Annotated in this window: 14 protein-coding genes; all 14 read left to right on the top strand. The window is 68.0% G+C overall.

Annotation, left to right across the window (positions count from 1 at the left end; all coding sequences use genetic code 11):
* Nucleotides 1-116 precede the first annotated feature (116 nt).
* Entirely contained in the window at nt 117-1,739 is a 1,623-nt protein-coding gene (gene flhF, locus R1L06_RS17895) for a flagellar biosynthesis GTPase FlhF (RefSeq protein WP_317218373.1), read from the top strand.
* Nucleotides 1,726-2,613, top strand: a complete 888-nt coding sequence (locus tag R1L06_RS17890; protein WP_049401182.1) for a MinD/ParA family ATP-binding protein — start codon at nt 1,726-1,728, stop codon at nt 2,611-2,613. The genes flhF and R1L06_RS17890 overlap by 14 nt, the downstream gene beginning before the upstream one ends.
* A complete protein-coding gene (locus R1L06_RS17885; RefSeq protein WP_049401180.1) occupies nt 2,610-3,353 on the top strand; it encodes an RNA polymerase sigma factor FliA in 744 nt (247 codons plus the stop codon). Before R1L06_RS17890 ends, R1L06_RS17885 begins: the two co-directional genes overlap by 4 nt.
* Nucleotides 3,354-3,410: 57 nt before the next feature.
* Entirely contained in the window at nt 3,411-3,803 is a 393-nt protein-coding gene (gene cheY / locus R1L06_RS17880; protein ID WP_006365466.1) for a chemotaxis response regulator CheY, read from the top strand.
* Nucleotides 3,803-4,408, top strand: coding sequence for a protein phosphatase CheZ (locus tag R1L06_RS17875; protein WP_317218372.1), 606 nt, complete (start codon nt 3,803-3,805; stop codon nt 4,406-4,408). Before cheY ends, R1L06_RS17875 begins: the two co-directional genes overlap by 1 nt.
* Nucleotides 4,409-4,410: 2 nt before the next feature.
* A complete protein-coding gene (locus R1L06_RS17870; RefSeq protein ID WP_049401174.1) occupies nt 4,411-6,243 on the top strand; it encodes a chemotaxis protein CheA in 1,833 nt (610 codons plus the stop codon).
* 101 nt (nt 6,244-6,344) lie between these two features.
* Entirely contained in the window at nt 6,345-7,085 is a 741-nt protein-coding gene (locus tag R1L06_RS17865; protein ID WP_010482457.1) for a flagellar motor protein, read from the top strand.
* 1 nt (nt 7,086) lies between these two features.
* Complete coding sequence (motD, locus tag R1L06_RS17860; protein WP_317218371.1) at nt 7,087-8,103, top strand: flagellar motor protein MotD; 1,017 nt, start codon at nt 7,087-7,089, stop codon at nt 8,101-8,103.
* 4 nt (nt 8,104-8,107) lie between these two features.
* Complete coding sequence (locus R1L06_RS17855; RefSeq protein ID WP_005413243.1) at nt 8,108-8,890, top strand: ParA family protein; 783 nt, start codon at nt 8,108-8,110, stop codon at nt 8,888-8,890.
* The gene (locus R1L06_RS17850; RefSeq protein WP_317218370.1) at nt 8,887-10,089 is read left to right on the top strand and encodes a chemotaxis protein CheW; all 1,203 of its coding nucleotides are present in this window, start codon (nt 8,887-8,889) and stop codon (nt 10,087-10,089) included. Before R1L06_RS17855 ends, R1L06_RS17850 begins: the two co-directional genes overlap by 4 nt.
* A 286-nt stretch (nt 10,090-10,375) precedes the next feature.
* Nucleotides 10,376-10,684, top strand: a complete 309-nt coding sequence (locus R1L06_RS17845; protein ID WP_014037092.1) for an STAS domain-containing protein — start codon at nt 10,376-10,378, stop codon at nt 10,682-10,684.
* Nucleotides 10,681-11,046 (top strand): response regulator, encoded by a 366-nt coding sequence (locus R1L06_RS17840; protein ID WP_005409521.1) that lies wholly within the window; start codon nt 10,681-10,683, stop codon nt 11,044-11,046. The genes R1L06_RS17845 and R1L06_RS17840 overlap by 4 nt, the downstream gene beginning before the upstream one ends.
* A gap of 45 nt (nt 11,047-11,091) precedes the next feature.
* On the top strand, nt 11,092-13,080 hold the full coding sequence (locus tag R1L06_RS17835) for a chemotaxis protein CheA (protein WP_032129224.1): 1,989 nt from the start codon (nt 11,092-11,094) through the stop codon (nt 13,078-13,080).
* Nucleotides 13,081-13,432: 352 nt separating this feature from the next.
* On the top strand, nt 13,433-15,068 hold a 1,636-nt coding region (locus tag R1L06_RS17830; RefSeq protein WP_317218369.1), incomplete at its 3' end, for a methyl-accepting chemotaxis protein.

Raw genomic sequence — 15,068 nt, 5'->3', positions numbered from 1 at the left:
CACCACTTTCGAACCAACGCAACAGACAGATACCAAGGGGAACCCGCACCGTGCAGACCACCGACCACCCGAGTTCTCCGACCGCCACCCCGCCGTCTTCGTCCCGTGACCACAGCATGAAAATCAAACGATTCGTCGCCGCCGACATGCGCTCGGCCATGAACCTGGTGCGCAAGGAACATGGACCTGACGCCGTGATCCTGTCCAACCGCCGGATCGAGGAAGGCATCGAGATCGTCGCCGCCGCCAACTACGACGAGAGCGCCGTGCAGCGTGCACTGGAAGCCTCGCGTCGTGACATCGCTCCGCCGCCGGCGCCGAAGCCGCGCACCGCCGCCGACGCGGTGATCGCCGCGGTCACCCGCCGCCGCAGCAATACCCCAGCACCGGAACCGGTCGCCGCAACCACCTCGGCCGTGGCTGCCCTCGCCCGCGCTGCGGTCGGCGCCACCGGCCGCACCCTGGACAGCGCCGACGAGATCGTGCCGACCCGCGGCAGCACCGGCTTCGCCGCCACCCTGGCACGCGCCGCCGTCAACGAACCGGCGCTGCCGGATCAGACCTTCGCTCCGTTCGCCGAAGCCATCGTCGCACCGGCGCTCAGCACCGCCGCACCGGCCAACCGCGCCCGCTTCCAGATTGATCCGCCGCACGAGGCGCATCACGAAAACGCGGCCCCGGCTGTGCAGCCGCCGCCGCTGCCGACCGCTGCTGTGACCGAAGCGCAGCCCGGGATCGTTGCCAGCGAACCGGCACCGGTCGAAGCCAGCGACGAAACCGGCGCTGCCCCCGTGCTGGCCCCAGCCCCGGCACTGACCCTGGTGGCCCAGGACGACGCCGAGATCCGCCAGCTGCGCCAGGAAGTGGCCGGCATGCGCCATGTGATCGAGCGCGAGATGAACCGCTTCACCGACGAGCGCCTGCGCGGCTGCCCGGTGCGCGCCACCGCGCTGGACCTGATGGACGAATACGGCTTCGATGCCGGCCTGGCCCGCGACGTGGCCATGCAGATCCCACTGGAGACCGAAGCCCACCGTGGCCGCGGCCTGATGCTGGGGCTGATTTCGCGCAAGCTACCGATCGCCCCGGTCGACCCGCTGGAAGAAGGCGGCGTGATCGCCCTGGTCGGCCCGACCGGCGCTGGCAAGACCACCACCATCGCCAAGCTGGCCTCGCGCTTCGCCGAGAAGCACGCGCCGCGTGACGTGGCCCTGGTCACCACCGACACCACCCGCATCGGTGCCCGCGAGCAGCTGTACGGCTACGGCCGCCAGCTCGGCATCGCGGTGCACGAGGCCAACAGCGGCACCGACCTGGACCAGCTGCTGGAACGCTTGAAGGACTACAAGCTGGTGCTGATCGACACCGCCGGCCTGGGCCCGCGCGACCGCGCCCTGGCCGCCCAGCTGCAGTGGCTGCGTGCCGCCCGCCAGGTCCGCACCCTGCTGGTGCTGCCGGCCAACACCAGCTTCGGCGACATGGACGAGGTGGTCCGCCGCTTCGGCGCCGCCAACCTGCAGGGCCTGGTACTGAGCAAGCTGGACGAGACCGGCCGCTTCGGCAACGCCCTGTCGGTGGCCGTGGATCATGCCCTGCCGATCACCTGGGTGACCGATGGCCAGGACGTCCCGGAGGACCTGCACCGGGCCAGTGCAGCCAATCTTGTACTTCGCCTTGAAGATTTGCGCCGCGCGGCCGATATGCCCTGCAACCCGGAGTTGAACCATGCCGTCGCGTGAGTACGCCAAGCTGACCAAGACCTTCCCGCTGTCGGCCACCCGCAGCGAGCCGCTCGGCCCTGTGCGCACCATTGCGGTCACTGGCGGCAAGGGCGGCGTGGGCAAGACGAATGTGTCGGCCAACCTGGCCGTGGCACTGGCTGGCATGGGCAAGCGCACGCTGCTGCTGGACGCCGACCTCGGCCTGGCCAACATCGACGTGATCCTGGGGCTGAACCCCACCTTTACGCTGGCCGACCTGGTCGCCGGCCGCTGCACGCTGGATGACGTCATCGTCGAAGGCCCGAACGGCGTGCTGGTGGTCCCGGCCGCATCCGGCCGCCGCCACATGGCCGAGCTGGCCCCGGCCGAGCACGTTGGCCTGGTCAACGTGTTCTCCGAACTGGAGCGCGAGCTGGACATCATGGTGGTGGACACTGCCGCCGGCATCACCGATGGCGTGCTGACCTTCTGCCAGGCCGCACAGGACACCGTGGTGGTGGTCTGTGACGAGCCGGCCTCGATCACCGACGCCTACGCACTGATCAAGGTGCTGTCGCGCGAGCGCGGCGTGGACCGCATCCAGGTGGTGGCCAACATGGTGCGCGACCCGAACGAGGGCCGCGTGCTGTACGAAAAGCTGACCCGCGTCTGCGAGAAGTTCCTCGCCGATGTCTCGCTGAACTACCTCGGCTGCGTGCCGCAGGATGACTGGCTGCGCCTGTCGGTGCAGCGCCAGCAGCCGGTGGTGAAGGCCTATCCGTCCAGCCCGGCGGCGCTGGCGATCACCGAGATCGCGCGCCGTACCGCGCGCTGGCAGGCGCCGACCGAACCGCGTGGCGGCGTCGAGTTCTTCCTCGAACGCATCCTCAAGCAGCGTGGGGTGACGGCATGAAAGGCGCAGCCCAGTACAGGGAAGTGCAGCGCTCGGCGGCGAACGAAGTCATCGCCCAGCATTCGGACCTGGTGCGGCGCATCGCCCACCACCTGGCCGCGCGCCTGCCGGCCAGCGTCGAGGTCGACGACCTGATCCAGGCCGGCATGATGGGACTGATCGAAGCCTCGCGCAGCTATGACGCCGACCAGGGTGCTTCTTTCGAGACCTACGCCTCGATCCGCATCCGTGGTTCGATGATCGACGAGATCCGCCGTGGTGACTGGGTCCCGCGCTCGGTGCACCGCCGTGCACGTGATGCCGCCGCCACCATCCGCCGCCTGGAACAGAGCAGTGGCCGTGCCGCCAGCGCCACTGAAGTGGCCGCCGCGATGGAGATGCCGCTGCCCGAGTACCTGCGGCTGATGGAAGACGCTGCACGTGGCCAGGTGCTGAGCCTGGAATCGCGCATCGAGGACCAGGGCGAGCTGGACACCGTCGCCCAGGGCGGGCCGACCCCGCAGCAGGTACTGGAGCGCGGCGAGTTCGGTCGCGAGCTGGGCAAGGCCATCGGCCACCTGCCCGAGCGCGAACAACTGGTGCTCTCGCTGTACTACGAGCAGGAACTGAACCTGAAGGAGATCGGCGCGGTGCTCGGCGTGAGCGAGTCGCGGGTCTGCCAGATCCACGGCCAGGCGGTACTGCGCCTGCGTGGCCGGCTGAAGCTGTTCGAGGCTGCCGACGCAGGCCTCGAAGAATGAACATCCCCGAGGCGGCTGCCCCCGGCCGTCCGGAATGAACAACAAAGGAATTCTGCTTTGAACAAGAACATGCGCATCCTGATCGTCGACGACTTCTCGACCATGCGTCGAATCGTCAAGAACCTGCTGGGCGATCTGGGCTTCACCAATACCGCCGAAGCCGAGGACGGGCATGCCGCGCTGTCGCTGCTGCAGAGCCAGCCGTTCGATTTCGTGGTCACCGACTGGAACATGCCGGTGATGACCGGCATCGAGCTGCTCAAGGCCATCCGTGCCGATGCCAAGCTGAAGACCCTGCCGGTGCTGATGGTCACGGCAGAAGCCAAGCGCGAGCAGATCATCGAAGCCGCCCAGAGCGGCGTGAACGGCTACATCATCAAGCCGTTCACCGCGCAGACGCTGGAAGAGAAGCTCGGCAAGATCTTCGAACGCCTGGCGGCCAGCGCCTGATGGATACCACGGTCGACAAGAACGCCCTCGCCCTGCGCCTGCAGGAAGCCCTGGACGCACTCGAGTCCGGTGACGAGACCGCCTGGCGGCAGCGCATCGATGGACTGGTCGCGCTGCGCACGCAGCCGATGATGAGCGGCCTTTCGCGGCTGGCCCGCGAGCTGGGACAGGCGCTGGGTGAACTGCCGACCGTGCCGAGCGAAGCCGGCGAACTGGACGACGCCTGCGCGCGACTGGACCACGTGGTGGCGATGACCGAACAGGCCACGCACCGCACCCTGGACCTGGCCGAGGAATGCCGCAGCCTGACCGAACAGCTGCGCGCCGAAGGCCTGCGGCCGGGCCAGGACGCGCAGCTCGAGCGCATCCGCCACAACCTGACCGAGATCGCCCTGACCCAGAGCTACCAGGACCTGACCGGGCAGATCATCCGTCGCGTGGTCGGCATCGTCCGCCGCGTGCACGAAGGCTTCGGCGCGCTCGGCCTGCCGCCGGAACAGCATCGCACCGACCCGGAACTGGCCGGGCCGGCACTGAAGGGACTGGACCGCCACGCGGTCTCGCAGAACGACGCCGACGACCTGTTGTCGGATCTGGGGCTGTAAGCATGAGCGCGGTATCCGACGACATCACTGCCGATTTCATCATCGAGGCGCAGGAGATCCTGGATCGCCTCGGCGAACAGCTGGTGTCGCTGGAGCAGGCACCGCAGGACAGCGACCAGCTCAACGCGGTGTTCCGCGGCTACCACACGCTCAAGGGCGGCGCCGGCTTCCTCGGCGTCACCGCCATGGTCGAGCTGTGCCATGCCGCTGAAGAGGCGCTGGGCGCCGCACGTGCCGGCCAGGCCGTGCTGCAGGCCCACCACTTCGACGCGGCCCAGCAATCGCTGGACTACCTGCAGTCGATGCTGGACGCGGTTTCCTCCGGCACCGAGCCGGGCTATGCGCCGCCGGACCTGATCGCACAGTTCGACGTGCACGGCGGTGCCGTGGCTGCACCCGCCGCCGCAGCAGCACCCACCGCGGGTGGCAGCGACCTGATCACCGACGACGAATTCGAGGCTCTGCTCGACCAGCTGCATGGTGGCAACGCGCCGACCGCGGTCGCGCCAGCGAAGAAGGCCGACGACGGACTGATCAGCGAAGACGAGTTCGAAGCCCTGCTCGACCAGCTGCACGGTGGCGCGGCACCGGGCACCAAGCCTGCGGCCGTGGTGGCACCGGCACCGATCGCAGCGCCGCGCCCGGTCGCCGCACCGGCACCGGCGGCGAAGCCGGCCGCCAAGCCGCTGGCCGAGGCCGAGCATACCGTGCGCGTGGACACCAAGCGCCTGGACGCGATCGTCAACCTGATCGGCGAACTGGTGCTGTCACGCAATCGGCTCAAGACCCTGCGTGCACGCCTGCGCGATGAAGAGCTGGACCGCGCCGTGTCCACTCTGGATATCGCCACCGCCCGCCTGCAGTCGGCAGTGATGCGCACCCGCATGCAGCCGGTGGGCAAGGTGTTCTCGCGCTTCCCGAAGGTTGCCCGCGACGTCGCCCGCTCGCTGAAGAAGGAAGTGGACCTGGAACTGATCGGCGCCGAGACCGAGCTCGACCGCAACCTGGTCGAAGCGCTGGCCGACCCGCTGGTGCACCTGGTCCGCAACGCCATCGACCATGGCGTGGAAATGCCCGACCTGCGCGAGGCACAGGGCAAGCCACGGATGGGCCATGTGCGCCTGTCGGCACAGCAGGAAGGCGACTACGTCAGCATCGAGGTGCAGGACGATGGCGCCGGCATCGACCCGGAAAAGCTGCGTGCCAAGGCGCGCGAGAAGGGCCTGATCGATCCGGAAGCCGCCGCCCGCCTGAGCAGCGAGGAGTGCCTGCACCTGGTGTTCCTGCCCGGCTTCTCGACCAAGCAGCAGGTCACCGACATCTCCGGTCGTGGCGTCGGCATGGACGTGGTGCAGTCACGCATCCGCGAACTGAGCGGCCAGATCCAGATCCAGTCGGAACTGGGCCGTGGCAGCCGCTTCCTGATCCGCGTGCCGCTGACTCTGGCGATCCTGCCGACCCTGCTGGTGCAGGCCGGCGAGGACGTCTATGCGCTGCCGCTGGCCCGCGTGATGGAAGTGCTGCACGCGCCGCGTACCTCGCTGGGCTGGTTCGATGGCCGTGCAGTGCTCGACCGCCGCTCGCACACGCTGCCGCTGGTCGATCTGCGCCAGTGGCTGGATGTGACGCCGGCCGCCTCGCCGCTGCTGACCATCGTGGTGCTGCAGGCTGGCGAAGCGCGCTTCGGGCTGGTCGTGGACCAGGTACGCGGGCGTGAGGAAGTGGTCATCAAGCCGCTGCCGAAAGCGCTGCGCGGCCTGCGCGGTTATGCCGGTGCAACCTTGATCGGCGATGGTCGCATGGCGCTGATCCTGGACGTGGACGGGCTGCGATGAAGCCCGCCGGGCCATGCCCGGCGCCCCGAAAACTGTGACTACCGTCTGTACGCGATCTACCGGTGTCTCAAGTCCCATTCATACACGCCGATACCGGAACCATGGATAGACTCAGCCTCATTGGACTCTTTCTCGCCCTGGCCTCGCTGGTCGGCGGCAGCATCCTCAAGGGCGCCGGCCTGGCGTCGTTGTGGTCGCCTGCGGCGTTCGTGATCGTCATCGTCGGCACCGTCGCCGCGATCCTGCTGCACACCTCGCCGGCGGTCTTCAAGCATGCCTTCAAGATCGTGCGCTGGGTCGTGCGCCCGCCGCACAGCGATCGCCGCGAACTGATCCAGCAGATCGTCGAGTGGAGCAACATCGCCCGCCGCCAGGGCCTGCTGGGCCTGGAATCGCAGGTGGAGGCGCAGCAGGACCCGTTCCTGCGCAAGGGCCTGCAGCTGCTGGTGGACGGCGTCGAGCCCGAATCGATGCGGCACATGCTGGAAATCGAACTGGGCAGCCAGGAACACCAGGACCAGGCCGGTGCCAAGGTCTTCGAAGCGATGGGCATCTATGCACCGACGCTGGGCATCATCGGTGCCGTGCTTGGCCTGATCGCGGTGATGAAGAACCTGGCCGACCCGAGCAAGCTCGGCCACGGCATCGCCGCAGCGTTCACCGCCACCATCTACGGCATCGCCTCGGCCAACCTGCTGTTCCTGCCGGTGGCCGCCAAGCTCAAGAGTGTGATCTCGCACAACACCCGCGACCGCGAAATGGTCATTGAAGGCCTGATCTCGATCGCCCAGGGCGAAAACCCGCGCAACATCGAAACCAACCTCTCCGGCTTCCTGCACTGACATGGCCCGCCGCAAGCACCACGAAGAGCACGCCAACCACGAAGCATGGGCGATCCCCTATGCCGACCTGATGACGCTGCTGCTCGCCTTCTTCGTGGTCATGTACGCGATTTCCTCGGTGAACGAAGGCAAGTACCGGATCATGGCCGACGCGCTGACCGATGCCTTCGGGGGCGCGCCGCGCACCATCAATCCGGTACAGGTCGGCAACAAGCAGGTGCAGGGTGGCGGCTGGGACAGCCCCTCGGTGATCAAGTCCGGCACCAAGATCGGGCCCTCGGCGCCTGCGCCGTCGCACGACCCGACCCTGCTGCCGTCGATGGCCTCGCAGATGCGTATGCCTGTTTCGGTGCACAACCAGGAGCAGATCGCGCGCGCCGAGCGCCAGCTCAACAGCATCGCCGACCGCCTGACCGCCGCACTGGCGCCGCTGATCGACCGCGGCATGATCAGCGTGCGCCGCACCGAGCTGTGGATCGAAGTCGAGATCAACAGCGACATCCTGTTCCCCACCGGTTCGGCCGCGCTGGACGTGCATGCGCGGCAGACCCTGGCCAGTCTGGCCGAGGTCCTGCGCGACGTACCCAACAGCGTGCGCGTGGAAGGCCACACCGACAACGTACCGATCGCCACCGCCACCTTCCCGTCGAACTGGGAACTGTCGGCCGGGCGCGCGGCCAGCGTGGTGCACCTGTTCGCCGACCAGGGCGTGCAGCCGTCGCGGCTGGCGATGGTCGGCTACGGCCAGTTCCGCCCGCGCGAAGAGAATGACAGCGCGGAGGGCCGCAACCGCAACCGCCGGGTGATGGTCATCATCCTGGCCGACACCTCGCACTCGGTGGACCCGCTCGGCCAGCGCCTGAACGCAGCCACCGGTGCCACCCGGAACACCGATACCGAACAAGCCGCGGCAACTCCGGCTACCGCCCCCACCTCCCCCATCGCACCGGTGAAGTTGCCGCCGGTGCCGGCTGGCAGCCGCGTCGGCGCCGCCGTTCCCCCGGCAATGAAGGAGTAATCCGATGCGCATCTGGGCAGTCGCCAACCAGAAGGGCGGAGTCGGCAAGACCACCACCACCCTCGCCCTCGGCCGCGGACTGGCCGCACTTGGCCATCGCGTGCTGCTGATCGACCTCGATCCGCATGCCTCGCTCAGCCGCGCGTTCGGCGTACCGGTGGACCCGCCGCCGGCTGGCGTGCTGGAGCTGTTCGGCGCCCCGCCCGCCGATCTTTCCAGCCTGTGCCATGCCAGCAGCATCCATGGCCTGGACTATGTCTGCGCACAGTCCGCGCTGGCCACGCTGGAACGCCGCAGCGCCAACCAGCCCGGCCTTGGCCTGGCGCTGCAGAATGCGCTTGCGCGCCACCAGGGCCAGCACGACTACATCCTGCTGGACTGCGCGCCCACCCTCGGCCTGTTGATGATCAATGCGCTGGCCGCAGCCGATCGCCTGATCATCCCCACCCAGGCCGAGCCGCTGGCCCTGCATGGCCTGGATGGCATGGTCCGCACCGGCGAGATGGTCGAACGCTCGCGCCGCCGCCCGCTGCCGATCTCGATCCTGCCGACCCTGTTCGACCGCCGCACCCGCGCCGGCAACGAGTCGCTGCGCACGATGCAGGATCGTCACGGCACCCGTGTGTGGGAAGACGCGATTCCGATCGACACCCGCATCAGCAACGCCGCCGGCCTGACCCTGCCGAGCGTTGGTGAGGATTACCCGGGCCGCGGCCTGGCCGCCTATCGCCGCGCGCTGAACTGGATCCTCGGCGAGGATGCCCGCGCCCTGGAGCAGGCCGCATGAACAGCACCGGTGTACTGGACGACTACCTGGACGAACTGCTGGGCGAAGCGATCGCCGTGGCACCACCGGCTGCACCGCCGCCGGCGAGCGACGAAGCATGCCCGGCAATTGCAGCCGACGCCGAACGCGAGCCGACCTGGGATGACCTGCCGGCCGAGGTGATCTACGAAACCGAGACCGCCGCCGCTGCGCCTGCCGTCGACAACGCCGCACTCGAAGCCGCCTTCGAGGCGGCCGCAACGGCTGAGCGCGAACCCACCTGGGACGATCTGCCCGCCGAAGTGATCTACGAAGCGGAGACTGTTGCTGCTGCCGCGGCAGAGGACGACGCAGCACTGGAGGCCGCCTTCGAGGCCGCCGCAATGCCTGTCGCCGCCCCCGAGCGCGAACCGACCTGGGATGACCTGCCTGACGAGGTGATCCACGAGACGGCCCCTGCTCCCGCCATCGCCAAGTCCGGCCCGGAACCTACATGGGACGACCTGCCGGACGAAGTGATCTACGAGACCGATCCGGCCGACAGCCATCGACTCGCCCACACCGACAGCCCCGGCCTGGAGGCCGCGTTCGAGGCCGCTGCCGGCGGCGAGGACGTTCCTGCGCCACCAGCGGCCGTGGTCGCAGCACCCGCTCCAGTTGCACGCACCGATGCCGCGCCGCCACCGCGCGTGGCCGTGGACGCGCCAGCAGGCAACCGCCCGAGCAGCTGGCAGGAGCTGCAGGCACAGGCACATCGACCCGCCAGCAGCCCGCATCCGCAGAACCGGCGCGCCGGCGAGCGCACCTCGCGCTGGCTGCGCCTGCGCTGCGGCACCCAGGCCTATGCACTGGAACTGCTGAAAGTGCAGGAAGTGGTGCTGCCAGTGCCGCTGCTGCCCTTGCGCGGCACTGCGCCGGCCATGCTGGGCATCATGAACCTGCGTGGCCAGGTGGTACCGGTGATGGACCTCGGCCTGCACCTGGGCGCCGCGGCCGCCGAAGACGACTCACAGACCCGCATCGTGGTGCTGGAGGAAGACGGCGAGACCATCGGCCTGCGCGTGTCGGCAGTGGAAGATGTCGCCAACCTCACCGACTCGCAGATCGAGCCGCCCGATACCGCTCGCATCTGCCAGATCTCCAACGACCTGTTCCGTGGCGTCGCCAGGGTCAGCCAGCGCCCAATGATCCTGCTGGATGCCACCCGGCTGCTGAGCTGAGCGGAAAAAAAGGGGACGGAGGGGATTAAGTCGCAATCGACCAGGCTCTCCCGCAGCCACCCTCGGCAACGGCGACCACGCAGTGGGACGTAAGGTATTGATCCAACGGATCAACGCCTTGCGTCCCCGACATGCACCGAATCGGCGCAAAGCGCCGAGCCAGTTGCGACTTAATCCCCTCCGTCCCCTTTTCAACAGCGCCCGCATCGACGCACCGCGTCGATTCCCCTAAAGAACCCCACCGGGGTGCCGTTATGGATCACGGAACCGTTTGTCCGGAGCAACGATGAGCACTGTCGAACTGGGTGGGGATCTCGGCATCGAGAGCACCACCGAGCTCAAGAACCGCCTCGCCCCGCTGGTGGCGCAGGCAGGCGAGCTGACCCTGGATGCCAGCCAGGTCGCCCGCATCCACACGGCCGCCGTGCAGGTGCTGTGTGCGTTCGTGCAGGCCCGCCGCGAGGCAGGCCTCGGCACCGGCTTCCACGGTTGCACTGCAACCTTCCGTGACGCCGCGCGCCTGCTGGGCGTCACCCAGGCCCTGGGCCTGGACGTAACCCATGACAACCTGAAATCTGTGGAGAACGCTGCATGAGCGCACGTATCTTGGTGGTGGACGATTCGGCGTCAATGCGCCAGATGGTGTCCTTCGCCCTCACCTCGGCCGGTTTTGCCGTCGAAGAAGCTGAAGACGGCGCGGTCGCGCTCGGTCGCGCCAAGGGCCAGCGCTTCAATGCGGTGGTCACCGACGTCAACATGCCGAACATGGACGGCATCGCGCTGATCCGCGAACTGCGCCAGCTGCCGGACTACAAGTTCACGCCACTGCTGATGCTGACCACCGAATCGGCCGCCGACAAGAAGTCCGAAGGCAAGGCCGCCGGTGCCACCGGCTGGCTGGTCAAGCCGTTCAATCCGGAACAGCTGGTCGCCACCGTGCAGAAAGTGCTGGGCTGATCGCCCGCCACCGCTCCCCCTCTTCGCTTCCGGACCACCACTGCCATGAGCATGGACCTGCAACGCTTCCACGCCACCTTCTTCGAGGAGAGCCGCGAAGGCCTCGACGCGATGGAGGCTGGCCTGCTGGCCCTGGAATCGGGGCAGCAGGACGCGGAGATCATCAATTCGGTGTTCCGCGCCGCCCACTCGATCAAGGGCGGCGCCGGCACCTTCGGCTTCGATGCGATCGCCGGCCTGACCCATGTGCTGGAAACGCTGCTCGATGAGCTGCGTGCCGGCAAGCGGGCGCTGGAAGGCCACGCCGTCGACGCCATGCTGTCCTCGGTGGACGTGCTGCGCGCCCTGCTGCGCGAAGCCGAACACGGCCAAGCCGCCGATCCCGCCGCAGTTGCTGCGGTGAAGGCGCGCCTGGAGGCGGTTCTTTCCGGGGAGGCCGCAGCGAGCGCCCCCGCGGCCGCCGCAGCCAAGGTGGACGATACGCCGGAAGCCTGGCAGATCGGCTTCACCCCGGCGCCATCGCTGTTCATGAGCGGCAACGACCCGCTGCGCATCATCCGCGAACTTGAGCACCTGGGTTCGCTGCAGGTCGCCGCGCGCATGGAACGCCTGCCCGGCTTCGCCCAGCTCGACCCGCTCGAGGCCCACCTGGCGTGGGACCTGGGTCTGGTCGGCAAGGTGCCGCGCAGCAAGATCGAAGACACCTTCGCCTGGGTGCTGGACGACTGCGAACTGGACATCCGTCCGGCTGCGCCGCCGAGCCTGGCCACCGAGGCACCTGCCACACCCGCCCCTTCCACACCGGCTGCCGTTGTACCGGCGGCACCCGCCGCCGCTGCCAGCAGCGCTGGCGGCCAGGAAGCCGAAACCTCGATCCGGGTCAGCGTCGACAAGGTCGATGCGCTGATCAACCTGGTCGGCGAACTGGTCATCACCCAGGCCATGCTCAAGCAGGTCTCGCACGCGCTGGACCCGGTCCACGCCGAGAGCCTGTTCGCCGGCCTGGACCAGCTTGAACGCAACACCCGCGACCTGCAGGAAGCGGTGATCGGCGTGCGCATGCTGCCGGTCGATGCGGTGTTCCGCCGCTTCCCGCGCCTGGTCCGCGACCTGTCCAGCCGCCTCGGCAAGCAGGTACGCCTGCGCACCGTCGGCGAAGGCACCGAACTGGACAAGGGCCTGATCGAAAAGATCGCCGATCCGCTGGTGCACCTGGTGCGCAACTCGATTGACCACGGTCTGGAAATGCCGGACGTGCGTCGCGGTGCGGGCAAGGACGAGACCGGCACGATCACCCTGGCAGCCTCGCATCAGGGCGGCCATATCGTCATCGAAGTCAGCGACGACGGCCGCGGCCTGGACCGTGCCAAGATCCTGGCCAAGGCCACCGAACGCGGTCTGGCGGTGCCGGACAACCCGACCGATTCGCAGGTCTGGGACCTGATTTTCCAGCCGGGTTTCTCCACCGCCGATGCAGTCACCGACCTGTCCGGCCGTGGCGTCGGCATGGATGTGGTCCGCCGCAACATCCAGGCGCTGGGGGGCGAGGTCCAGATCGAAAGCAGCCTCGGCGCTGGCACCCGCACGCTGATCCGGCTGCCGCTGACCCTGGCTATCCTCGACGGCATGACCGTGGCGGTGGCCGGTGAAACCCTGATCCTGCCGCTGGCTTATGTGCTTGAGGCCCTGCAGCCGCAGGCCGAGGACATCCGCAGCATGGCCGGCGAAGGCCGCGTGCTGCGCGTGCGTGGCGAGTATCTGCCGATCCTGTCGCTGAGCGAGTACTACGGCTACGGCAACCGCGCACCGGGCAGCGAATCGCTGGTGGTGGTGGTTGAAGGTGATGGCCAGAAGATTGCGCTGGAAGTGGACGAGCTGGTCGGCCAGCAGCAGGTGGTGGTGAAGAACATCGAGAACAACTACCGCCGCATCGGCGGGGTATCCGGTGCCACCATCCTTGGCGATGGCCGCGTGGCCCTGATCGTCGACATCGGCGGTCTGGTGCGTTCGCTGCGGATGCCGCAGGCCGCCTGATCCACGTTGCATGCGTGCACTGAGCCGCCGCCCTTCGGGGCGGCGGTTTTCGTTTGCGCGCACGGCCACGATCTGACCGCGCTCGCTTCGCCAGGCATACCGTGAACTCCGTCTGCACGAAGGTTTCGGGCGCAACCTTGCCGTTCAAGCGAAAGCCCTGTCATGGCGCCACTTTCGCGCCGCCGTCCCTACGCAACCGAATGTGATCTGCGTCCATAAAGTCCATCCGAACTGCGCCGCTATTTCGCTTTGACGGCCGTCACCGAACCCCCACCGGGCACCACCGTTCGCTCTGCAACCACCCCCAGCCGACGCAACGACGCCGGCGCCCTGCCCACCTGGAGCACCCTGCATGAAGTGGTTCCACGATCTGCCCATCGCCCGCAAGCTGGCCGTGGGGTTCACCCTCACCACCCTGATGACCGTCGTACTGGGCGCTTTCGCTCTGGTCCGCCTGTCCGAGGCCAACGCGCAGTTGAGCGCGATGGCCTCCAACGATATTCCGTCCGTGCAGTACCTCGGCGAAGTGCGCTCGCAGCTGGGTGAGTTCCGCACCTATGAGCTGGCCCAGCTGAGCATGCTGGACCAGCCCGAGAAGGTGGCCGACTACAACAAGCGCATGGACGACACCGCCGCCGTCGTGCGCGAACAGCTGGCCGCGTACGCCAAGCTGCCGGCCGGCGCCAAGGAGCGCGAGCTCTACCGCGCCGTGCAGGCCGACGTCGATGGCTACTTCGCAGCCAATGCCAAGCTGCGCGAAGCGGCCACCGCCGGCGATGGCGTCGTCGCACGGCAGATCTCCGACGACCAGTCGCGCCCGCTGCGCCGCAAAGCCTTTGAAGACCTCAAGGCACTGGGCGCGTACAGCAGCTCGCTGATGCAGGACAAGATCAACAACGCCAACGCCACCCACCGCAACAGCATGCTGGCGATCATTGCCGTCGTAGTATTGCTGGTTGTGGTCGCCGCAACCCTGGCGGTGGTCATCTCGCGCGCCGTCACCGGCCCGCTCGGCAAGGCCCTGCACGCGATCCAGGCCGTTGCCCTTGGCGATCTCAGTGTCAGCACCCAGGCCACCAGCAAGGACGAAGCCGGCAAGATGCTGGCCGCCACCACCGAAATGACCGCGATGCTGCGCCGCTTCTCCGAGCAGACCCAGTTGATGGCGCAGATGCACGCCGGTCCGGACATCAGCCATCGCATTCCGGAAGACTTCCCGGGCGTCTACGGGCAGCTGGCCAGCGGCATCAACACGGTCATCTTCGAACATCTCGACGCGATCCGCGATGCCATCGACGTGCTCAACCAGTACGCCACCGGCAACCTCACCCCGGACGCACGCCGCCTGCCCGGCAGCCGCGCGATCCTGCACGAGTCGATGGATGCGGCCAAGGCCAGCCTGCTGGCCATCAACACGCAGATCCAGCAGCTGGCCTCGGCGGCTGCCGCCGGCGACTTCAGCCGGCGCGGTGATGCGCAGCGTTTCGATCACGATTTCCGCGTGATGATCGAGCAGCTCAACAGCATGATGCAGGTCGCCGACGGCAACCTCGGCCAGCTCTCGCAGCTGCTGCAGTCGATCGCCGCCGGCGACCTGACCGCGCGCATGGACGGCCAGTTCAACGGCGTGTTCGCACGCATGCGTGACGACGCCAACACCACCGTCGCGCAGCTGACGCAGATCGTCGGCCAGATCCAGGCCAGCGCGTCCAGCATCACCCTCGCCGCTGGCGAGATCGCGTCGGGCAACAGCGATCTGTCGCGCCGCACCGAGCAGCAGGCCGCCAATCTGGAAGAAACCGCCGCGTCGATGGAGGAACTGACCTCCACCGTGCGCCAGAACGCCGAGCACGCCCGCCAGGCCAATCAGCTCGCCATCGGCGCACATGGCGTCGCCTCGCAGGGCGGTGAAGTGGTCGGCCAGGTGGTCACGACCATGTCGGCCATCGAAGCCTCGTCGAAGAAGATCGCCGAGATCATCTCGGTCA

Origin of the sequence: Stenotrophomonas mexicanensis, assembly GCF_032911605.1 — a bacterium.
Classification (GTDB): Bacteria; Pseudomonadota; Gammaproteobacteria; order Xanthomonadales; family Xanthomonadaceae; genus Stenotrophomonas; species Stenotrophomonas maltophilia_A.
The sequence above is the reverse complement of the archived record's forward strand: the minus strand, read 5'-3'. Positions and strand labels throughout refer to the sequence as shown.